The 23562-nt window shown below is 38.5% G+C and carries 13 protein-coding genes; 10 read left to right on the forward strand and 3 right to left on the reverse strand.

Features of this window, described 5'->3' with window-relative positions; genetic code table 11:
- The first annotated feature begins 8 nt into the window (after nt 1–8).
- The 8 genes from GJ691_RS01265 to GJ691_RS01300 all read left to right on the forward strand — a co-directional run bounded on the left by GJ691_RS01265 (nt 9) and on the right by GJ691_RS01300 (nt 14318).
- Nucleotides 9–1598: a RagB/SusD family nutrient uptake outer membrane protein gene (locus GJ691_RS01265; protein WP_154362959.1), complete on the forward strand. Its 1590-nt coding sequence runs from the start codon at nt 9–11 to the stop codon at nt 1596–1598.
- Nucleotides 1599–2158: 560 nt separating this feature from the next.
- Nucleotides 2159–5518, forward strand: coding sequence for a VCBS repeat-containing protein (locus tag GJ691_RS01270; RefSeq protein ID WP_154362961.1), 3360 nt, complete (start codon nt 2159–2161; stop codon nt 5516–5518).
- On the forward strand, nt 5511–8762 hold the full coding sequence (locus GJ691_RS01275) for a VCBS repeat-containing protein (protein WP_154362964.1): 3252 nt from the start codon (nt 5511–5513) through the stop codon (nt 8760–8762). Before GJ691_RS01270 ends, GJ691_RS01275 begins: the two co-directional genes overlap by 8 nt.
- An 11-nt stretch (nt 8763–8773) precedes the next feature.
- The gene (locus GJ691_RS01280) at nt 8774–8965 is read left to right on the forward strand and encodes a hypothetical protein (RefSeq protein ID WP_154362966.1); all 192 of its coding nucleotides are present in this window, start codon (nt 8774–8776) and stop codon (nt 8963–8965) included.
- A 254-nt stretch (nt 8966–9219) separates the two neighbouring features.
- The gene (locus GJ691_RS01285; protein ID WP_154362967.1) at nt 9220–10119 is read left to right on the forward strand and encodes a GyrI-like domain-containing protein; all 900 of its coding nucleotides are present in this window, start codon (nt 9220–9222) and stop codon (nt 10117–10119) included.
- Between the two features lie 128 nt (nt 10120–10247).
- Nucleotides 10248–11900 carry a sodium/sugar symporter gene (locus GJ691_RS01290; protein WP_154362969.1) on the forward strand — a complete coding sequence of 551 codons (1653 nt, stop codon included), beginning with the start codon at nt 10248–10250 and terminating at the stop codon, nt 11898–11900.
- Nucleotides 11901–12111: 211 nt separating this feature from the next.
- Complete coding sequence (locus GJ691_RS01295; RefSeq protein WP_154362971.1) at nt 12112–13461, forward strand: vanadium-dependent haloperoxidase; 1350 nt, start codon at nt 12112–12114, stop codon at nt 13459–13461.
- 5 nt (nt 13462–13466) lie between these two features.
- Entirely contained in the window at nt 13467–14318 is an 852-nt protein-coding gene (locus GJ691_RS01300) for a hypothetical protein (RefSeq protein ID WP_154362972.1), read from the forward strand.
- A 39-nt stretch (nt 14319–14357) separates the two neighbouring features.
- On the opposite strand, the gene GJ691_RS01305 is transcribed toward GJ691_RS01300, so the two are convergent.
- Nucleotides 14358–18068: a metallophosphoesterase gene (locus GJ691_RS01305; RefSeq protein WP_179954990.1), complete on the reverse strand. Its 3711-nt coding sequence runs from the start codon at nt 18066–18068 to the stop codon at nt 14358–14360.
- A 53-nt stretch (nt 18069–18121) separates the two neighbouring features.
- Between GJ691_RS01305 and GJ691_RS01310 the strand changes: the two genes are divergently transcribed.
- Nucleotides 18122–19303: a Pycsar system effector family protein gene (locus GJ691_RS01310; RefSeq protein WP_154362974.1), complete on the forward strand. Its 1182-nt coding sequence runs from the start codon at nt 18122–18124 to the stop codon at nt 19301–19303.
- Between the two features lie 24 nt (nt 19304–19327).
- Here the strand turns inward: GJ691_RS01310 and GJ691_RS01315 are convergent, their stop codons facing one another.
- Complete coding sequence (locus GJ691_RS01315) at nt 19328–21700, reverse strand: GAF domain-containing protein (RefSeq protein WP_154362976.1); 2373 nt, start codon at nt 21698–21700, stop codon at nt 19328–19330.
- 112 nt (nt 21701–21812) lie between these two features.
- Between GJ691_RS01315 and GJ691_RS01320 the strand changes: the two genes are divergently transcribed.
- The gene (locus tag GJ691_RS01320) at nt 21813–22745 is read left to right on the forward strand and encodes a metallophosphoesterase family protein (protein WP_154362978.1); all 933 of its coding nucleotides are present in this window, start codon (nt 21813–21815) and stop codon (nt 22743–22745) included.
- A gap of 18 nt (nt 22746–22763) precedes the next feature.
- Here the strand turns inward: GJ691_RS01320 and GJ691_RS01325 are convergent, their stop codons facing one another.
- Nucleotides 22764–23492: an energy transducer TonB gene (locus GJ691_RS01325; protein WP_154362980.1), complete on the reverse strand. Its 729-nt coding sequence runs from the start codon at nt 23490–23492 to the stop codon at nt 22764–22766.
- Between the last annotated feature and the right edge of the window lie 70 nt (nt 23493–23562).

The raw sequence follows: 23562 nt of genomic DNA on the forward strand, positions 1-23562 counted from the left end.
ATATAATTATGAAAAAAATAGTAAATTATTTGTGTCTAACGCTTCCAATTGTCTTGATTTTTTCTTGTACAGATTTGGAAATAGAAGCAACAGACTCGTTGATTAGCGATGGTTTTGCAGGGGTTGCCAATATTGAAGGTGAAGTTGCGAATATTTCCAACATAGTTGCTGGGGGTGACTTGGCAAATTCCGGAGGTCTTTTTGGACTGAACGAGGTTTCTTCAGATGAATACTTAGTAGCCACTCGTGGAACAGATTGGGGAGACAATGGTAGATGGTTGGCTATACATCAACATACATGGAATGCAGAACTTTCCGATATTATCAATGCTTGGCAACAGTTAAATAGTATCACCATCAATGCTACTCGTGTTATAAACGACAAAAGTGTAAATACAGCCAGTGGAGAGGTTTCCGAATTAAAAGCAGAAGCCAGATTTTACAGGGCTTGGGCCATGAATTGGATTTTAGATATGTGGAGGCAAGTACCCTTAAGGGATGTTGACCTACCAAACAGTGCCGTTCCAGAAGTGCTAACAGGGCAAGCTGCCATAGATTATATTGTTGCAGACCTAAATGCGGCCATTGCCGACCTACCTGCTGTAACTGCTGGGGATGCTATTGGTCTAAAGTCATCCCCTACTAAAGCTGCTGCCAGACATTTATTAGCAAAGGTTTATTTAAACAAACATGTATATTTAGGTGAGGAGCCAGCTACTTCAGATATGCAAGCGGTAATAAGTGCTGTAGATGAAATTTCCGCTGATGGCTATTCCTTAGCTGCTTCTGGAGATTTCTTTGATATTTTTAGACCAAGTAATGATGTTGAAACAATTTGGTGGTCCCCTAGTGACGCTGGGGAAAGAATGTGGTCTACCTTACATTATAGTCAAAACGCCCCCGGTAATGACGGTGGTGGTTGGAATGGTTTTGCCACGCTTTCAGAATTCTATCAATCATTTGAAGGGGATCCCGATACAAATTATGTAGGTGACGGGCAAGAAGAAAGAAGAGGATGGGTACCGGATGCCACTACGGCCAATGCAGACAACCTAGGTATCGGTTACGGCTTCTTGATCGGTCAGCAATATGAACAAGACGGAACGCCACTAAACGCCAGAGCAGAAGTTGGTAGTGTGCCTTTGGTATTTACCAAAGAAGTTGAAAAAGCAGAATATTCAGGCCCTACAGATAATGCCGTGTTGGAAACAGCTGGAACAAGAATGTTAAAGTATCACCCTAATGAAGAGGGAGGGGATAGAAGAAGACACGTTATTAAGTATAGGTATGCCGACGCTTATTTAATGAAAGCAGAGGCTATGTTCAGAATGGGAGATGACCCCACAACAATGATCAACAGCCTAAGAAGTATACGAGGAGCTGAAGATTTGATTTCAGTTGGTGAAACAGAATTGTTGGCAGAAAGAGGTAGGGAATTGTATCAAGAATTGGCAAGAAGACAAGATCTAATTAGATTTGGTCAATTTATAAGGGCATGGAACTTAAAAGATGCAGGTGATTCTCATTTACAGATATTTCCCATACCGAATTCGGACGTGTTAGCCAATCCAAACTTGGTACAAAACCCAGGGTATTAATATCTATCCTAAACAATAAAAAAACCCTGACGTTTCTCGTTAGGGTTTTTTTTGCTAGTGGCCATCTTACCGGAACAGATTTCTTATAATGTGAAACCAGTGATTCCTTCATAAACCCATAGCATCGATTGATGTCTTATAGCGCAGGATCTTTGATCTTGGATTGTTTGAAAGATGATAAAAAAAGACCTGATTGCACTACCTTAGTATAATGCATGAACATTTAATCGCCCTTTTAACAAAACCAAAATACAATTACTCCTAATTTTTTATTTAACAAGGCATGTATCGGATTCTAACACCGTAACACCTTGTAGGTTCTTTGACTTGAATATTGGGATTTTACATAAAATTAAGGTCTTTACAAGTAGGATAAAAACCTTAATCACAGTAAATTTACGTAATGCCTAAAATAAGAATTCATTAAATTTCAGTTCATGATTTTGATGAAATCGGACCCTATGAAAAAACTTCAATATCTTTAAAGTAAATATTATTAATGGTCATCAAAACACCTTTGAACATCAAAACCATTTATTTAAAAAGCGCAAATAACAAACATGACAAAACAAAAAATCATTAAAGTAATAACTCCCTTAATATTGCTTTTTTTATATGTTTCTTGTAACACCAAGGAAAAAATGGATCTAGGTCAGGATAGCAAGGACGATACACTATTCTCATTACTTTCCTCTGAAAAAACTGGAATTGATTTTATAAATGAAGTGAAAAACCAGAAAGACTTCAACATCTTCAAATATCGCAATTTTTATAACGGGGGCGGAGTTGCAATTGGCGATATCAATAATGATGGTCTCGTAGACATTTACATGACCGCCAATATGGGAGACAACAAACTATATCTGAATAAAGGCAATCTTAAATTTGAGGATATCTCATTGGCAGCAGGTGTCGTAGGCAATAAACCATGGTCTACGGGTGTCGCCATGGTCGACATTAATCAAGATGGCCTTTTGGATATTTACGTCAGTAATGCGGGAAACATGAAAGGTAATAACCATGATAATGACCTTTACATCAACAATGGGGACTTGACATTTACTGAAAAAGCCAATGAATACAACTTAGCCAAAACAGGTTTTTCAACACATGCCACTTTTTTTGATTACGACAAAGATGGGGACCTTGATGCATATATCCTGAATAATAGCAATATTCCGGTCAGCAGCTTGGGATATGCAGAACAACGCGAGGTTAGGGCACAGGATTGGGAAGGCGTACCCGATATTTTTAAAGGTGTTGGTGACATGCTATTAAGAAATGACGATGGTAAATTCGTTGATGTCAGTGAAAAAGCAGGGATTTATGGCAGCCTTATTGGGTTTGGACTGGGAGTTGTCATAACCGACCTGAACAAAGACCTATACCCTGACATTTATGTATCCAACGATTTTTATGAAAGGGATTATCTATACATAAACAATCAAGATGGGACATTCAGGGAAGAAATCAAGGAATGGACCTCCCATTTATCATTGTCGGCAATGGGTGTGGACATGGCTGATATCAATAATGATGGCAATGTTGAGATTTTCATTACGGATATGTTGCCAGAAGCGGACAAACGCGTAAAGGCCGTGATGGAGTTCGAAGGATACAATGTTTATAAGTTAAAGCAGAGCAAGGATTTTTATCAGCAATACATACAAAATACCCTTCAATTGAATAATGGAAATGGTTCGTTTTCAGAGGTGGCCTATTATAGTGGCATTGATGCCACTGATTGGAGTTGGGCAGGATTGTTGTTCGATATGGACAATGATGGATTGCGGGATATTTATATTACCAATGGCATTAATCACGATCTTACCGACTTGGATTTTATTGATTTTTTTGCGAATAAAATTATTCAAAAGATGGTATTGACCGGTAAAGAGGAATCAATAGATTCCATTATCAATAAAATGCCCATTAGACCCCAACCAAATTACGCATATAAAAACAATGGTGATATTACGTTTACCAATGCCAATTCCGATTGGGGTTTTGAAATACCCAGCATGTCCAACGGAGCGGCTTATGGGGACCTTGATAATGATGGGGACCTCGATATTGTAATCAACAATGTTAATATGCAAGCATTTATATATGAGAACAAAACAAATGAAAAGCTAAAGAACAAATATTTAAAAATTCACTTTGAAGGGTCAGACAAAAATAAATTTGCCGTCGGCACTTCAGTTCTGCTCTATTCTGATGATAAGGTATTTATTCAAGAACTACATCCATTTAGAGGATTTCAATCCTCAATGGATTATGGAATGACCATAGGTTTAGGAAGTATTTCGGTATTGGACTCCATCAGGGTTATTTGGCCAGATGACAGTACACAAAAATTACTTTCGATAAATACGAATCAAACCCTTAATCTAAAAATTTCAGAAGCTACCGGAAAGTATACTCCAATAAAGGAAAAAAACACCAAACCTCTAATAAAGGAACTGTCAAATACACCCTTGGTTACCCATAAGGAAAACAATTACCGCGACTTCGACAATGAAGGCCTAATCAATAAGTTACTCTCACAAGAAGGCCCCTCACTAGCCGTTGCCGATGTTGACGGGGATGGAAATGAAGACGTTTTCATAGGAGGTGCCAAAGGCCTTCCAGGTGTCGTATACAAACATTCTGGTGACGGAAGATTAAAACCCAGTAAGCAACCCGCCATATCATCCGATTCCTCGTATGAAGATACTGCTGCTGCTTTCTTTGACGTAGATGGGGATAATGATATGGATTTAATGATCGGGTCCGGTGGCAATCAAGTTGGCGAAGAACAAACCTATCGTACCAGGCTGTATATAAACAAGGGCAACGGTGTTTTTGAAAAATCAACGCAAACACTTCCCTCTACATTTAAGAACATATCGACAATAAATCCATTCGATTTTGATGCTGATGGAGATATTGATGTGTTTATTGGCTCAAGAAGTGTTGTAGGAACATATGGGGTTGACCCCAATCATCTTTTCTTGGAAAACAATGGCGATGGCACCTTTACTGATGCTTCAGAAAGATTGGCGTATGACTTAAAGGATGCCGGAATGATTACAGATGCTTCATGGGCCGATATTGACGGAGATACCATAAAAGACCTTATAACCGTTTCAGAATGGGGAACCCCTAGAATCTATAAAAACTCAGGTCGACGCTTGTCCCTATTAAAGACTTCATTGGATAGCCTTTATGGAATGTGGAATGTTATTGAAACCGAAGATCTAGACGGTGATGGCGACCAAGATCTGATTCTAGGCAACCAAGGAAATAACCTGCACTACAGACCTTCTTTTCAAAATCCAATGAAAATGTGGATCAACGATTTTGACAATAATGGAACCATCGAGCAGATCGTAACGCAAAACATCGATGGTAAGGATTACCCCATTCATCAGAAAAAAGAATTGACCCAGCAAATAACATTGTTAAAGAAGCAGAACTTAAAGGCATCGGAATATGCGGCCAAAACTATCAACGAATTGTTCTCAAATGAAATAATTGAAAATTCAATCGTAAAATTATCTTCTATTTCCGAATCCGTAATCGCCGTGAATGATGGTGGGGGCAAATTTACGATTATCGAACTCCCGTATAGGGTACAACTTTCCTGCGTTTGCGGTATAACATGTACAGACGTCAATAATGATGGTAATTTAGATTTAATATTGGGAGGCAACAACTTTGAGTTTAAACCACAATATTCCAGATTGGATGCCAATTATGGCAGTATCCTATTAGGCGATGGCCATTTAAATTTTGAATGGCAAGACTACGACATGAGCGGATTATTCGTTCGGGAGGAAATAAAACATATAAAGCAATTCAAGGATAAAAAAGGTAAAATCTTCCTAATTGCTGCTATAAATGATAGTAAACCCAAAATCTTTACCCTGAATGAATAATTCCTTATTTAGAATAGTTGTAATCTTGTTACTTTTCGTAGGATGTACCGATAAAGAAGGGACATTATTCAATACTCCCGACAAGCAACAAACCGGCATTACTTTCACGAATGACCTGACCGAAACAGAGGATCTGAATATTTTGGATTATTTATATTTCTATAATGGTGGCGGTGTTACCATTGGGGATATCAACGGGGATGAACTTCCCGATATATTCTTCACAGGTAACCAAGTGAAAAATAAATTGTACCTAAATAAAGGAAACCTGCAATTTGAGGATATTTCCCAGTCTGCCGGGGTAGATGGAAATAGTACATGGAACACTGGGGCTATAATGGGCGATGTTAATGGTGATGGATTATTGGATATTTATGTTTGTGCGGTTGTGGGTATTAAAGGATTCAATGGCCATAATGAACTTTATATAAATAATGGCAACGAGACCTTCACCGAAAGTGCATCAAAATATGGTCTCGATTATGACACCTACAGTTCTTCCGCAGCTTTTCTTGATTATGACATGGATGGTGATTTGGATATATACTTACTTAACCATGCGATACACACCCAAGAATCTTTCGGAAACTCAAACATACGCCTTAAAAGAAACTTTCAAGCCGGTGACAAGCTCCTTCGCAATGATAATGGCAAGTTCACCGATGTCAGTGAAATTGCAGGTATTTATGGTGGTATTAATGGTTATGGGCTTGGTATCGCCGTAGCGGACTTCAACCAAGATGGCTTTCCTGATATTTATGTTGGTAACGATTTTCAAGAAGATGACTATTATTATCTGAACAACACTGATGGCACGTTCACTGAAAGCTTAAAGAAGTATTTTGGGCATACTACCCGGTCTTCTATGGGTAATGACGTTAGTGATATAAATCATGATGGATGGCCAGATATCATTTCACTGGATATGCTTCCAGAGGACGAAAAAGTATTGAAATCTTCAGAAAACAGCACAGATATGCAAATACAGAAAATGAAGGTTGAACGCTTTGGATATCACTATCAATTTGAACGAAACATGCTATTTTTGAACCAACCACATAGTACCTATACGGAAATTGCCTTAATGTCAGGTGTGGCAGCTACAGATTGGAGTTGGAGTGCCTTGTTTGGGGATTACAACCAAGACGGTGAACAAGATATTTTTATTGCCAACGGCATTCCTAAACGGCCTAACGATCTTGACTATATTAATTTCGTCTCCAATGACCAAATCAGGAGTAAAATCAATAATACAAAATTAGTTGACCCCATAGCATTGGATATGATGCCCTCAGGTGCCGTACATAATTATATATTCAAAGGGAATGAAAATCTACATTTTGAGGATATGTCGGCCAATTGGATGACGAACGATACCATAATTTCCGGAGCGGCCGCCATTGGCGATCTGGACCTGGATGGTGACATCGATATTGTAACCAATAACATTAATCGCCCTGCTACGGTATATGTCAACAAGACAAATGAAAATGCAAATTACCTTAAAATAAAATTCAATTATAAAAACCCAAATAAGTTCGGGATTGGGACAAAAGTCTTTTCATACCATCAGGGAAAATTACAATATAAAGAACTTTATACCGCTCGGGGATTTCAGGCCTCCTCAGAACCTATAATCCATTTCGGGTATGGTAAAACAAACAAAGTCGATTCACTGAAAATAATATGGCCAGACAAGTCTTATCAGATGGTAAAAAACGTAAGCCTGAACAAAACGATCACAATAACGCCAGAAAACACAGATCCTTTTGATTATGCCTCTTTAAAACCAAAGGTAAAACCCCTATTCAATAAAATAGAAGACAACCTAGGTATAGATTTTGTCCATATCGAGGATAACTACATAGATTTCAACAGACAGAAATTAATCCCATACCAACTATCCGATCGGGGCCCTGCCACGGCTATTGGCGATTTAAACAATGACCATAAAGACGACCTCTTTTTTGGAGGGTCCAAGTTCCACTCTTCTAAAATTTATTATCAAACAGATTCCGCTTATGTAGAAAGCAGGATAACGGACATCTCTAAGGATTCTATCAAAGAAGATGTTAGTGCCGTTATAGCGGATTTTAATTCGGATCACAAACCAGATTTATTTATTGGAACCGGTGGAGCTGATTTTTATGGTAAAATGAAACCTTTGAGTGATAGTTATTACACTCAAAAAAACGAGGGTTTTGAGTCTCAACCATTGCCTGGATATTTTGAGAACGCTTCTACATTAAAACCTTATGATTATGATGGGGACGGGGATTTAGATCTTTTTGTGGGAAATCAAGTGATTACCAATGATTTTGCAAAAATCCCTAATTCCTATTTATTGAAAAATGACAAAGGTAACTTTACCATTGTCGATAATCCAGAGCTTCAACATGCTGGTATGATTACCGATGCAGTATGGGACGACTTTGATAATGATGGGGTAAAAGACCTTATTGTAGTAGGTGAATGGATGTCTCCAAAATTTTTCAAAAACAAGAATGGGGAACTTACCCAAGTGACTATACTAGACAAGAAATTGAATGGGCTTTGGCAGAGTATCGCACCTTTTGACATCGACCACGATGGCGATATTGATTATCTTCTGGGAAATTGGGGGTGTAATAGTAAATTTAAAGCTTCGGAAAAATCCCCCATGAAAATGTACTACGATGATATGGATGATAATGGAAGTACCGAAACTATTGTTGCCATAGAGAAAAATGGAAAATACTATCCTCTTGAAGGTCTGGATGCTTTAGCTACCCAAATGGAGTATCTTAGAAAAAAGTTTGTTACCTATTATAGTTTTGCAGGAAAATCGATTGATGAAATCTGGGACGGCAAAACTTTAAGTAAAGCAACAGTTCTTGAGGTCAATGAATTGCGTTCCGGATATCTCGAGAACAACAACGGCAATTACTCCTTCGTCCCCTTTACGGACAAGCTACAAGTCTCCCCAATAACCGCCATGATAATATTCGATTTTGATTACGACGGCAAAAAAGAAGCTCTTTTGGCCGGTAACTATTTTGGCGTTAAACCCTTTCATGGCAGATTCGATTCATTTTCCGGAGCCATGGTAAAAAGCAAAAATGATATTATATTAGGAGATAATCTTGGCTTGGACCTAACCCTGAAATCGGTACGACATCTCAATATCATAAACCTGAATAATAGGGATTATTTAATGGTAACCATAAATAATGACAGTGTTCAAGTATACGGTTTGACAAAGTAATTAATAGAAATATGAAAAACATAAATGATCAATTAACAACATTCTTAGCTTGTATCAATAGTAGCAAGTCGTTGTTTATCACTAAAAAAGGACAACAACCTTACATAAGAGATTTGATGGGGTTTATAGTAACACCAGCAGCATTTATGAATGGCATTAAACCATTAAAATATAATATTCCCGAATACTATGGTTTCTGTTAACCATCTTAAACCACCATCCCCATTTTCAATGAAAAAGGAACAGTTTTTAACGAAGAATCCAAGGATGTCCATGACTTGGGAATGAATTTTGCCAAAAACAATGACAATTCCTTCCCTAAGAAAATCCATAAACATAAAAACCCCACAATAACGACATTAAATGTTGGGATCAAAAACACAGGAATTCAGGAATATTCGAGATGAAAAATCCTAAAATAAATTCAAATCAATATTATAAAACATCTTAAAAGGAAATGAAGAAAATCATTTTTTATATAGGGATCATCCTCATTGGTGGCAGTATTTGGTATTTGTTCGTAAAACCTCACGATTATCAAGTTAATTTCAAAGCAAAAACATTTCCTGGTGCAATTAATCAAATGATCAAGACATGGAGCAATACAAATGAAAATTCGGAATTACTGGAAAATGAAAAAGAAGATTTACTGGAGTTAAGACAGCGATTTCAATTCGGGGACTCTACCCATATTTATACATGGCATATTATCCCTGAAACAGATTCTACTTCAAATGTGAAGGTATATGCAAAAGATTTTGAACATAGCTTTAAAAATAAACTGACCATACCATTTTCAGATACCGATTTTGAAAAGCGTACTAGAAAAAACTTAACTGAATTCAATAAACTATTGAACGAACATATTTCCCAATTCAAAGTAAAGATAATCGGTGAGGAAGAAATCAAATCAACATATTGCGCTTGTACTACACAATCAACGACCCAGTTTGGTAAAGCGAGAGGCATGATGAAAGACTTTCCGCTGTTAGATGGTTTTCTTGTTAAAAACGGACTGAAATTAAATGGCAGACCCTTTTTACAAATCACTAATTGGGATAAAGTAAAAGACAGTATTACATTTAACTTTTGTTATCCTGTTGTACGACCCGAAACATTACCACAACATCCAGAATTAATCTACAGGAACTTCCCTTCAACAAAAGCTATCAAAGCTGAATACTACGGAAATTACATTACTTCTGACAGGGCATGGTATGCTTTATTGGATTATGCCCAGGACAATAATTTAAAAGTAGAGGCACTACCTGTTGAGGTTTTCCATAATAACCCCAATATGGGAGGAGATGCATTAAAATGGAAAACCGAGGTATTTTTACCGTTAATCAAACAATAGTAGGGTCTTCCCTAAAATGTAATTCAAATTTTTAAAACATAAACCTTAGGCAGAATACTAAAAAAACGGTTAATTTAGTAGAACAGTACAACTTTATACACGAAGTACCACGACCAACCACAACCAATATGACTTCTGCTTTCGGATTTTGGGATTATTTTATTTTTATCGTATACGCATTTTTAATTTTAGGGGTGGGCCTTTGGGTTTCTAGGGACAAAAAAGGCCATCAAAAAAATGCGGAGGATTATTTTCTGGCCAGTAAATCCTTACCCTGGTGGGCCATTGGAGCCTCTTTGATTGCTGCAAATATCTCCGCAGAACAGTTCATTGGTATGTCGGGCTCGGGTTTTGCGTCAGGACTGGCCATTGCCTCGTATGAATGGATGGGGGCCTTGACCCTCATAATCGTAGGTAAATTTTTTCTTCCCATCTTCATAGAGAAAGGTCTATACACCATTCCTGAATTTGTCGAAAAAAGATATTCAACCAACCTTAAGACCATATTGGCCGTTTTTTGGATAGGCCTTTATGTTTTTGTGAACCTTGCATCTGTTCTCTATCTAGGGGCATTGGCCCTGGAAACCATTATGGGCATTCCCATGCTCTACGGCATTATAGGCCTTGCCCTCTTCGCAGCGGCTTACTCGCTTTACGGCGGACTTTCAGCGGTTGCATGGACGGATGTTATCCAAGTAGTTTTCTTGATTCTCGGTGGATTGGTCACAACGTATTTAGCCTTGAACACCGTTTCTGGCGGGGAAGGGATTATTGCCGGTTTTAAAAAAGTTTATGAAACCGCCCCCGAGCGTTTTGTGATGATTTTGGACGAATCCCATCCAGAATACAAAAACTTACCGGGCATCGCGGTTTTAGTAGGTGGCCTTTGGGTGGCGAACTTATATTATTGGGGTTTCAATCAATATATCATTCAACGTACCCTTGCTGCAAAATCATTAAAAGAGGCACAGAAAGGTATTTTATTGGCCGCGTTTTTAAAACTGATACTTCCTTTGATTGTGGTCATTCCAGGAATTGCCGCCTATGTTATCATTAATGACCCTGAAATAATGGCCCACTTGGGTGATGTGGCCCAGCAAAACCTACCTTCATTAGAACAAGCTGATAAGGCCTACCCGTGGCTTCTCCAATTTCTACCTACAGGATTAAAGGGTATCGCGTTTGCAGCCTTGGCAGCCGCCATTGTCTCTTCCTTGGCTTCTATGCTCAACTCTACTTCCACTATTTTCACCATGGATATCTATAGGCAATATATCAATAAAAATGCAAGTGATAAGGCAACGGTGACAACAGGAAGAATCTCGGCGGGTATCGCATTGTTGATTGCAGGGATAATGGCCCCATTATTAGGAGGTATTGACCAAGCTTTTCAATTTATACAAGAATATACGGGGGTTGTAAGTCCCGGTATCCTAGCCGTATTCCTTTTAGGTCTTTTCTGGAAAAAAACCACCAACAAAGGCGCTATTGTCGGCGCATTGGTTTCCATTCCGATTGCCATGTACTTTAAAGTAGCCCCGAAAGGATGGTCAACAAGTGCCTTGTTCGTAGACATCCCTTTTATGAATCAAATGGGTTACACCATGATTTTTACCATGCTTGTCATTATATTGGTCAGTCTTATTCAACATAATGGTAAAGATGATGAAAAAGGAATTCCTTTGACAAAGGCTTTGTTCAAAACCAACCCAATATTCAATATTGGTGCGTTCGCGGTAATGCTCATCCTAGTCGCCTTATACAGCCTCTTTTGGAAATAGGAAGGAACTAAAACCCCACACGGTTTAAAAAGGGAACATCTCCCAACCCTTCTAAATGGATTGCCTTTATCATTGATTTTTAAGATACTTACCCATAAGGTTCGACCAAAATATTAACATTTTCTATATATCAAGTCCATTGGGTTTTTTTAAATTGCTAGACTATTAAAATTCAATATCACTAAAGATCCTAATTGAAAATTGAAAAACAATGAATAAAATTTTTTCCTTGATGCTCATTATCGCTCTTTTTTCCTGTAGTGATAAAAAAACGGAAGAGCCATTGGTCATAAGCCCAGAAGAGCTTCATACCGCAGTGGACAAGGTCGTTGAAATAATGATACATGATATTTTCTCGCCTCCTGTTGCAAGCCGGGTTTTTGCCTACCCGAATGTTGCCGCTTATGAAATCATTGCCCTAAACAATGAAAAGTATATTTCTTTGGAAGGCCAGGTAAATGAACTTACTGCCATTCCCAAACCTGATGCCAACAAACCCATAAACTATCAACTAGCTGCATTAGTGGCCCATATGGAACTAAGTAAAAGATTGATTTTCTCCGAACAGGATTTAGAAGTCTTTAGGGATAGCCTATATAGTGTTTGGAGTGCAAAAAACGAAACCACCTTTTTAGCATCAAAGGATTATGGTTTAGAAGTTGCCGAACATATTGGTAAGTGGATGAGTGAAGACAATTACAACCAAACCCGTACCATGCCAAAATTCACGGTTGATACCGATGACGAGACACGATGGCAACCCACCCCACCGGCGTACATGGATGGTATAGAGCCCCATTGGGACAAAATACGTCCTTTTGTGATAGACTCTGCTCAACAGTTCAAACCCATTCCACCTCCGGCATTTTCATTGGAAGAGGGCTCCGATTTTTATAAAGAACTGAAAGAAGTCTACGATAAAGGAAATGAAATAACCAAAAAGGGTGATGAATCCGAGGAAATTAAGATAGCCCAATTCTGGGATTGCAACCCATATGTTTCGGTAACCCGTGGTCATTTGATGTTTGCGACTAAAAAAATCTCTCCTGGGGCGCATTGGATCGGCATTACCAAAATCGCCAGTAAAAAGAGTAAAAGTGATTTTGACAAAACAGTTTATGCCTACACCAAAACTTCCTTGGCAATAGCAGATGCCTTTATAAGTTGTTGGGCCGAAAAATATCGCAGTAACCTTATTCGTCCAGAAACCCTTATCAACCAACATTTAGATGAAAATTGGAAGCCCGTATTACAAACACCTCCTTTTCCGGAATATACCAGTGGACATAGCGTCGTCTCCGGCGCCGCAGCTTCTGCCTTGACCGATATTTTTGGCGATGATTTTGCATTTGACGATGATTCTGAAGTACCGTACGGACTTCCAATTAGGAGTTTTTCCTCATTTAACCAAGCGGCCAATGAGGCAGCCATCAGTAGAATGTACGGTGGTATACATTATCGTTCGGCTATCGAGGTAGGTATTAAGCAGGGCCGGGACCTTAGCCAGTTCTTGCTTACGAATTTAAAGATGACCACAGAAAAGGACTTAGCATCAAATTAATTATAATGCAAAATTTCCCCAGGATACTGCTCGTGCTTTTGTTGTTTACGGGTTGCTCAAATTATGGCCAACTACAATACGTTGCCAAACTCCCGAAAAAACTAAAAGAGAATTCGGGTATGACTACTTTAAACGATTCAACGGCCTGGTTGATAGAAGATCATGGCAACAATAATGTAATCTATGAAGTTGACCTAGAAGGAAAGATTCTCCGTCAACTGGAAGTGGATAATGCCCACAATCATGATTGGGAAGATTTGACGAAGGACTCCGACAATAACATTTATATAGGGGATTTCGGAAATAACAACAATAAGAGAAAGAACCTTACCATCTATAAAATTCCGAACCCGGATATTGAAAAAAACAAAAAAACCGAAGCCGGTAAAATCAAATTCAGTTATCCTGACCAAAAAGAATTTCCACCTTCTGCAGCAGAAATGAATTTTGATGCGGAAGCTTTCTTTTATTATAAAAAAGCCCTTTTTATTATAACCAAGAACAGGACAAAACCTTTTAACGGGGAGGCGGCCATTTACAAAGTTCCTGCAATAACAGGGAAACATGAGGCCCAATTTATAGGTAAATTCATTACCTGTAAGGACGAGGATAAATGCCGAGTAACCGCTGCGGACATTTCCCCCGATGGGAGCACCATCGCACTACTGGGGTATGGCAATATTTGGTTGTTCACTGATTTCAAGTGGGATGATTTCTCAAATGGTAACCTAAAAACCATAAATCTTGGAATTACCACCCAACTTGAATCTTTGAGTTTCCTAGACAACCACACCTTATTACTTTCAGATGAAAAGCAGGGTGAAACCGGGGGCAACCTCTACTCCATTAAAATTTAATTTTTATAAAACTACCTGCTTATCCCTTAAGCCTGAGAACTAAAATCCAAAGCCCAATCCAAAAGTAAAACGGGGGCCATCTTTACTATCGTACAAAGCAAAGTTCAAGGATAATATATCCGCAGCATTTAGGAAAAACCCACCACCGTAAGAGGTATGCCAAATATCGGAATCAAATTCGGGCGTCCAGACACGTCCGTAATCATAACCTCCGAAAACACCCATGTTCAATGGAAGTAAACCGGTTTTCATTCGTTTAAGGCTATATCTTAAGTCTGTATTTTGATAAAACGCCCTTTTACCTGAAAAACGTTGGTTTCTAAAACCACGAAGACCATCAAGGCCACCAATACTTGCTGCTTGGTAAAATTCATAACCATCTCCTAAATTAAGATGCGCCTTCCATTTTGTCGCCAGGACCAATCTACCACTGGGAATCAACTTATAATCAAAGGAAAGACTGGGCACTAGATATCCAAATCCTTGTGAGCCATTTTCAAAACCGGTCTTATACCCCATAAGAAGGGAGGTCGACATCCCTAATGTAGGAAATGCAACATTATCAGAATTCGAAAAAGAATATTGCATTTCTGCCCCGACGAAATTCTTATGGTTCTCCTCACCACTGGCAACATAAAATGTATTTATGAACCTATCACTGGTTTCTTCAACCTCTACACTTTCATAATTTACCCCAAGGCGAAATTGTGATCCAGAACCACCTCGCCAAATCACGGAAGGGGTAAATGCAATGGTTCTCAGTTTTACACGGTTGAAATCCTTACCGAGATCATCATCTAAATTCTCGGTTTCGTTTCCCCAACCAAAGAAATTAATGCTGTAGTTCGGACTTGTGAATTTTGCTCCTAAAACTAAATTGGCCTTGCCAAAAACACGGGCAAACTCTCCCTTATAACTAAAATCATAACCACTTGTTGCAAAATAGAAAGCTGCATTGAATGTATGTTGACTGGTAAAAGGATGCTGTTGAAAACCATTGAAGGTATATATATTCGTAAAGCCCATCTTAAAACCATCATCAGGATTTGATCCTATTGAAGGAATTATCATATTATTGCTCTTTTTGTATTTAATGGGTTGGTACGTATTGGTCTCATAATCATTTGCCAAACGCAATTTTGCCCCATCAATATTTTTCAAGGTATTCTTCTTGGCCTTCTGGTCATAAATATATACGCCTCGACTATCAATAATATCATATACATCATTGTTCTGACCACCTACCAATCGCAATTTTATTTTGCCTTTTTTTCCCTGTACTACAAACTGGTCATCATCATCCAAGCCATAGACCCATATCTCTTTGGTAGTTTCAGGATTAAAATCCTTCTTATAAAAAACTTCCCCTTTGTCTCCTTTTATAATACGCTGCCCTACAACTTGGGTGTTTCCATTCGATAATTGGGTAATGGTAAAAAAATCATCCTTATCAGTACCTGTGACCATGGCATATTTATTCAACAGCCCATAGTACTCGTCCGCAGTTTTCTGCAGGTTACTTTTTCTTGCCAATAACACTTTTTTTATTCTATCGACCCCCTCATCCTGTACGGCCTTGGGGAAAAACCCGAAAGCCTCATCCAGAACATCTTCCGTAATATTATTTTGTAGAAAAAGGGCTTGTTGTTGCCATTGTTCCTTTGTAGTTTCAGAGAGGACAACCATATCCAAAGCGTAAGCCTTAGGAGAGCCATTAAACCCTTTAACGCTTCGAATTTCCTCATTAAATCCTTCCATCAGGGTCAAACCTGGTACAATGCGGGTTATCAAGTTCATTAACGGTCCATCGCCCATTATCGAGAATACTTGGTCACGATCCCTAGGTACCGGCCTATAAACCACCTTACCTTTCTCAATTTTTTTAAAACGGGCCCATCGCCATTGGTCGGTATGGCGATCCCAATCCCCGATCAACATATCGAATAGGCGTGCCTTTATATAGGCTTCCTTGTCTACTTTGTATTTTTCATCCTTTCGAAGGTTTAAAAGCATGTCGTCCGTACTATCCATTTTATTGGCATACCCAAAACTTTTTTGGTCACCATGTCCGTCATCGGTACGTTCCTCTATCATATATAACTCATCACCGAATTCATCGGTATAATCTTTTATTGCATCTTGTTTTGGAATGTAATAAAGTTTTGGATTGGTATGATAAATACCTACCGCATCTGATAAAGTACCTACGGTCAAGGAGGCATACGGATGTGATCCGGTGTAAAAATCCTCCAAAATACTTTCTGTGACGGTACCATCAAAATCACCAACGACATATTGCTCCTTAAAAGCCATTGCCTGTAAATAAATCTCGGCACTTTTACGTAATGCCCTCATTACATATTCCTTCCCTTCTTTGTTGACCAGCCTAAGGGACCTTGATTGGTGGCCCCCACCTTTTCTAATTACTTTTAATCCTCCGAATAATGTATCAAGATCCACCGTGGGAGCCTTAACTTTTTTCGCGTATAAATCACGATACCTTTCCCCCCATATGGTTTTGAACAATTTACTTTTGTCCACTTCTTCTGCAGTATATATAGAGGCTTCTACCTCTGGCGGAAAGGATTTTGGATACGTCTTCGTATTATCTTCTTTTTCTGCAGGCAATACCTCGGTTGTGAACAAAAACTCCTCTTCACCATTGTTCCCAATACCATAGTATCTTATTCCTGAAGAGCCATCGGTATAGACCTCAAGTACCGCATAACCCATTCTACCCGTTGAGAACTTACTACCGTTCATTAACCTTGTTGCACCTTCCTTGGCCCCAGCACCACTAATGATTTGCGGTGTGTTGTCCTCAAAAATGTATTGAAGGGAATGTTCATGACCCGAAGCCAAAATCACCTTTTCGGAATATTGCGCCAATGTCATAATACGTTTTCTAAGCTCTCGATAGTTCTTATTGTTCAAATCCTCTGGAGAAGCACCTGTAGTTTTTCTCAATAGATTGATAATGGTGCCGATTACCGGTAAAGGCAATTTGGTTCCTGTAGGGTACAATTGACTTTTTAAGGAAAACTGTCCGCCATGCTGTCCATAACTGGACATTGGGTGATGCAGGGCAATAAGTGTGGTCTTACCCATATTTTTTTTGATAAGCCCTTCTAATTCCTCAAAGAATTTTTCCCTATCCTTAATTTCACAATTATCGTTCATCGTTGGGTTTTTATCCCAATTGGCTAGGTACCATTCGGTGTCAATAGCAATTACGACGACATCGTCACTAACATCAATTTTTTGAATGGCACAGCCATCCTCAGGAAAAAACACGTGTTTATTATCCAGTTTTTTTTCAATGTACTTTTGTTCCCTTTCCAAACCTTTAAGTCCTTCATTGTACCAATCATGGTTTCCTGGAATGAAAATAGGATTGCCTTTAAAACCATCAAGCGTTTTCAGCTGGGCTTTAATATGGTTTTTGGCCAAAAGGTATGCCTCAGTGGAGTCTTTCTTATCCGGCATTCCCGCAGGGTATATATTATCGCCCAAAAAAATCGCCGTACTGTTCTTCCCCGCCTGATCCAATCTTTTTTTGAAAAGTTTGAGTACCGGGTTCATATCGCCCATTGGTGACTTGCCGGCATCTCCTATTAAATAAAAAGTATGGGAAACTTTTTTTTGATCTTTAACATCTTGCTTACCCACTTCTTCTGCATATTTGGGTTTATAGGTAGCACAACTGCTTCCTATCATCAACAAAGCGATCAAAAGGTAATATTTATGCATAATGAATAAAGTGAAATGTAAATTTTGTAATTTGGCTTTATCAAACCTCACATATGTCGGATATAATCGATAAAACTAAATCTTTTGCGACTGATTTATTAACCCGGAAATTAGCCCCTGAGTTTCTGTACCACAATCTTACACATACCCAACGGGTTGTCAAAAGTACTAAAGAAATCCTAGATTCCCTCAAGCTTGAGGACAAAGAGACGGAACATCTAATCCTCGCCGCATGGCTGCACGATACTGGATACACCAAAGGAAGTGAGGACCATGAAGAAACCAGTACGGTAATTGCCAAGGAATTTCTTGAAAAGCAAGGATATAGCCAAGAGGGCATAAAAAAAATATGTTCGATTATCCTAGCTACGAAAAAGAAACACAAACCTATAAATATTGCTGAAGAAATAATCAGGGACGCCGACGCCTCTCATTTTGCACAGAGCAGTTATATGGACACCTGTGAGTTTTTAAGGGAAGAGCTATCCCTTTTAGGTATTGCCGAATATAACCAAAAGGAATGGTTAAAAACAAACCTTGAGGTTTTAGGAAAAGAACATGATTATTACACTGATTATGCCAAAGAGCATTGGCAACCCAAAAAGGAAAAAAACCTAAAAAGGCTTAGCAAAGAATATAAAACAATAAAGTCCATAGTAAAAAAAGAAGCCCTAAAGGCAAAATTTAAGAGTGATAGTCCGGATCGGGGCATACAAACATTATTTCGTGTTACCTTAAAAAACCACTTAACCCTGAGTGACATCGCCGATACAAAAGCGAATATCCTTTTATCGGTGAATGCCATTATAATTTCCATGGCTTTATCGAACTTAATTCCCAAGCTTGATAATCCTTCTAACCACTACCTGATCACTCCTACCGTAATTTTCATCTTCTTTTCCGTAGCATCTATGATTTTAGCGGTTTTGGCCACTAGGCCAAATGTTACGAGTGGGGAATTCACTAAAGAAGATGTGAAAAACAAAAAAGTGAACCTTCTGTTCTTTGGCAATTTCCACAAAATGAAATTATCGGAGTACGAATGGGCCATTAATGAATTGGTCAAGGACAAGGATTACATCTACTCTAGCTTAACCAAGGACCTTTACTACTTGGGGTTGGTCTTGAACCGAAAATATAAGATCTTACGTTGGACGTATACCATTTTCATGATCGGCACCGTAATTTCGGTCATTGCATTTGCGGTTTCCTTCCAACTTTATGGTACAAAATAAAAGCTATTCAAGATTTGGTTTGAATCAAGCCTTCAACTCATCCATTAAATCATCATAGGTATAGGTCTTTCCTGACTCGTTATCCTTATTATAGAGAATTTCGGCACGTATGGCTTTAAGTCCGGTTACCCCTTGCAATCCTTCTAACTCAACAATTTCAATATTGTTGGTGAAATACCCTTTAGATTTTAAGAAGCTGATGTATCTTAAATATTCCAACTCCTCTTTTTTCTGTGAATATACGATGGAAAGCTTCCCAGTTTGGGTAAGACGTTCGTTGGTTCCTTTTATAAATGATTTATCAATACGTTTCTTTATCACCTCATAACGGGCATTATAGGTGCCATCTACATCAAAACGTTTCTCATCTAACCTAAAACGTATAGAGAGCGATGTACTGTAAACCAATAATAAAGAAGCCACATCCAAAGCTACGGGTAATTTAGACTTTAGCTTATAGTGCGTATTTTCCATATCGCACATAACCTGTAATTGCCATAATCTCAGGTTGTTCAAATAGAGCATATTAAAGGGTAACTGACCGGCAATGGATTGCCCCACATACATATTGTGTTCAACCCCATCGGTCTTATACCTTTCAAAATAATGGGGGAACATAGCTTGGGCATCCTCTTGTTTCCTATCAATTACAGAAGCAAGTTTTTTATTGATAGTCATTACACTATCATCATATTCCTTACGGTGATTGTAATAGGTCTCGGTTTTGGGATCTATCTCATCCTCATAGGCCAAGATCATCTTTTCCAATTGTTTATCCGAGCTTTTCAAATAATCGAAAATCGGTATTACTTCCGCCTTTATAAAATCAAATATAGCTTGCTCACTATTGGTATTCAAAACTTCCTCGATTTCTTCCAATAGATTGTTTATCCTGAAAATCAACTCTTCATAAATAGGCAACTTTTGCTTTTCCCAAGCTATCGTTGTTATTTTATTGATTTTCGAAAGTTGTATGATCAAATCTTTCTGAATGGATAAATTCCTAGCCTTTGAAGAATCCTTAATGTCTATCTGACCATATAAAGGGTGTACATCCTTGAAAACGATATCATTGAACGATGGCTGTTTTCCATCGGATTCTTCCCATATGAACTTTTTCGCCTGTTCTTTGAACTTCCAATAAACCGATGAGTGTACCGTGGTACATTCCTTTTGTATAACGGCATCGATCAAATTCTCCTCCTCGGCTGCGGAACGCATTACGGCAGTAACGATATAGGGCATTATGTCCCCTAATTTTTGTGCATTGACACTGTTCAGCGCATTCACTTTGGTAGAAACCAACTCTAAAATACCCAAAAGCTTGCCTTCATTAGAAATTGGTGCGAATATGGCACTTTTTATACCTTGTTTCTTTAAACTTTTTGCGGGTAGTTCCCCATCGCACATTTCATAATACTTGTCCACATTGGCAACCGCAAAGTAATCGTGTTGGTCCAATAGTTTACTGTATGACCTTTTACACAAAGCAGCGGAACAGGTTTCCATGATTTTATCATGCAGTAAGTAACTGGTCATTTCCTTATTATGAAGCTTCTCGAATAAATCCTCATCAGGATTATAGCTTACAAACCCCACTCTTAAATCTTTCATATTAAAGAAAGATCTAAATACATCCTGTAGGTTGTTGATGAAATTATCACTTACCTTTTTATCCCTGGAAATAAGGCTGGATTTAATCTCGGAAATGGAATGTTCGGTTGTGGCATCGAACATATTTGAAATCACAAATCCCCTTGCGATGAAACTGCCCGGAGGAATCTTATCCTTCCATACCTCAACATTGTCGAAATTATCCAATAACTCGTCAACATCTTCCGGAGTAAGATCTTTAGCCTTTTCTGTTGGAATCAATTCCATAAAATCGGCATTATAAAGTATGCGGTAATGCTTCATTACCCCATTTTCATCAGGAATATCATAAAAAAGCGGACGTTTAAAATCGAGATTGAAACCGTAGTAAAAACTAAGGATTATGGTACACCCCATGATATAGGAAAGATGTTCAGGAACCCCTCTCGCCTTCAATTCAAAATCATCCCCCGCCGCTGCCAATATTTTTTTAAATCTTTGGGAGCCACTGAAGATCAAATCATAATAGGGTAAAGAAGCGACTTTGATCTCGTTATGGGTCAATACCTCTGAAAAGGAATCCTGTAAGATAATCTCAATGACCTTTTCATACTTTTTAAGGAGTGAAGGATCCTTAAATCCTTCCCGAAGCTCAGGATATGGTGCCTGTGCCTCTAAAACGTATTTAGCTTTGGCCGCAATAAACTCATCATTGCTCTCTGCCATACGATCATACATCTCCAACAACTTGTTGAAGCTGATCAAACGGTCTAAAGGAAATTCATCATCGTAATATTGTCCCATACGCAACGTTAGTCTCTACTTGACTTGCAAAATTACAAAATAGCCAGCAATTTTTATCGTACACCTCCTTTGTCATTCCTTGTTTTTTAAGATATTTATAGAAATTTCAGGTATGTCATCGAATTTTAGATTAACAAGAGCTTATAAGAATGCCAAAGTGGTCCCGTTCGACGACACATCAAAATTCATTCTTTTTAGTGATTGCCATAGGGGCGACAATAGTTTTGCCGATGAATTTGCCAACAATCGCAACATCTACTTCCATGCCTTAAAGCACTATTATAACAATGGTTTTCAATATTGCGAAATCGGTGACGGTGACGAACTTTGGGAAAACCGTTCCTTTGAACCTATATTCGAAGCCCATAAAAATGTTTTTCAATTGCTTAAGCAGTTTCACCTAGAAAACAGACTGCACATGCTTTGGGGCAACCATGACATGGTATATAAGGATGAGGCTTACGTAAAGAAATATCTTTCCAGTTATTTTGAACCTATAGACAATAAGGATAAAGAATTATTCGAAGGCATTACCTATGATGAAGGTGTTATATTGAAACATAAAGAAAATGAACAAGAGCTCTTTTTAACCCATGGCCACCAAGCCGATTGGTGGAATTATACTTTTTGGCGTTGGGGTCGATTTTTGGTCCGCATATTATGGAAACCATTACAGGTATGGGGAATTGCCGATCCTACTAGTCCGGCTAAAAACTATAAAGAACTGATAAAGGTCGAAAAGCGAATAAAAAAATGGATATTGAACAACAGTAATCTAATCACGATCGTTGGTCATACCCATAGGCCTCGATTCCCGGAACCAGGCGATATTCCTTTTTTTAATGATGGTAGCTGTGTTCACCCACGGAGTATAACGGGAATTGAAATCGAAAACGGAACCATATCCCTTATAAAATGGCAAATTGCCACCAAGGATGATGGCACTTTGCAAATTGTACGTATACTGCTGGAAGGGCCTCAGAAATTAATCGACTATCAAAAGGCGATCAACGATCAACCCTCCCAACAGTTCCGCCGTCATTAGAGGAACTTTTAATATTGTTTACTGATCAGCTAACTTAAAGTTCACTGGAATACTGTAAGGCACGGTTACCGCTCTACCTCTTTGCATTCCCGGGGTCATTTTTGGCAAGGAAGATACGATTCTACTTGCTTCTTTTTCCAATCCTGGATCTGGACCTCTTGTTCTGATTCCGTCGATATATCCTTTGGAATTGATGGCGAACTGTACGAACACCCTACCTTGAATACCCATTTCTGCGGCTATCTGTGGATATCTGAATTCTTTTTTGATATGATCTTGGATTTTCTTTTGAAAACATGCCTTACGCTCAGCATTTCCTTTGGCACTCTCACAACCTGGGAATACCGGAACGTTTTCGATAATTGCAAAGGGAACTGAAATTTCCTCTTCTTCTTCACCTACCTCTACATCATCAACATCAACTACTTCCTCAACTACTTGATCTTGACTGGATTCTGTACTTTCGATTACGGTTTCTTCAATCTCCGCAGCATCTTCAACGATTTCTATAATCTCGGGTGCTGATGGTGGTGGTGGTGGTGGTGGAGTTTTGATCTGTTCAGTAATAGGAACATCTTCTTTAAGATCCTCAACCACGTTCAACATTTCTACAATCTTATCCTGTTTCGGGTATGATTTAAATTCCAATGCCCTCCAGGTAAGAAAAAGGACAAGGGTCAAGCCTATTACAAAGTAGAGGCCACTATTTTTATTTAAATCGGCACTAGGGTTTTTCTTTACTTCCATGACGTTTGTATTATGAATTACTCAAATGTACGTCTGATTTGGAATTTCAAACATGATAATTATCAGTTTA

This window comes from Maribacter luteus (assembly GCF_009674825.1).
GTDB lineage: Bacteria > Bacteroidota > Bacteroidia > Flavobacteriales > Flavobacteriaceae > Maribacter_A > Maribacter_A luteus.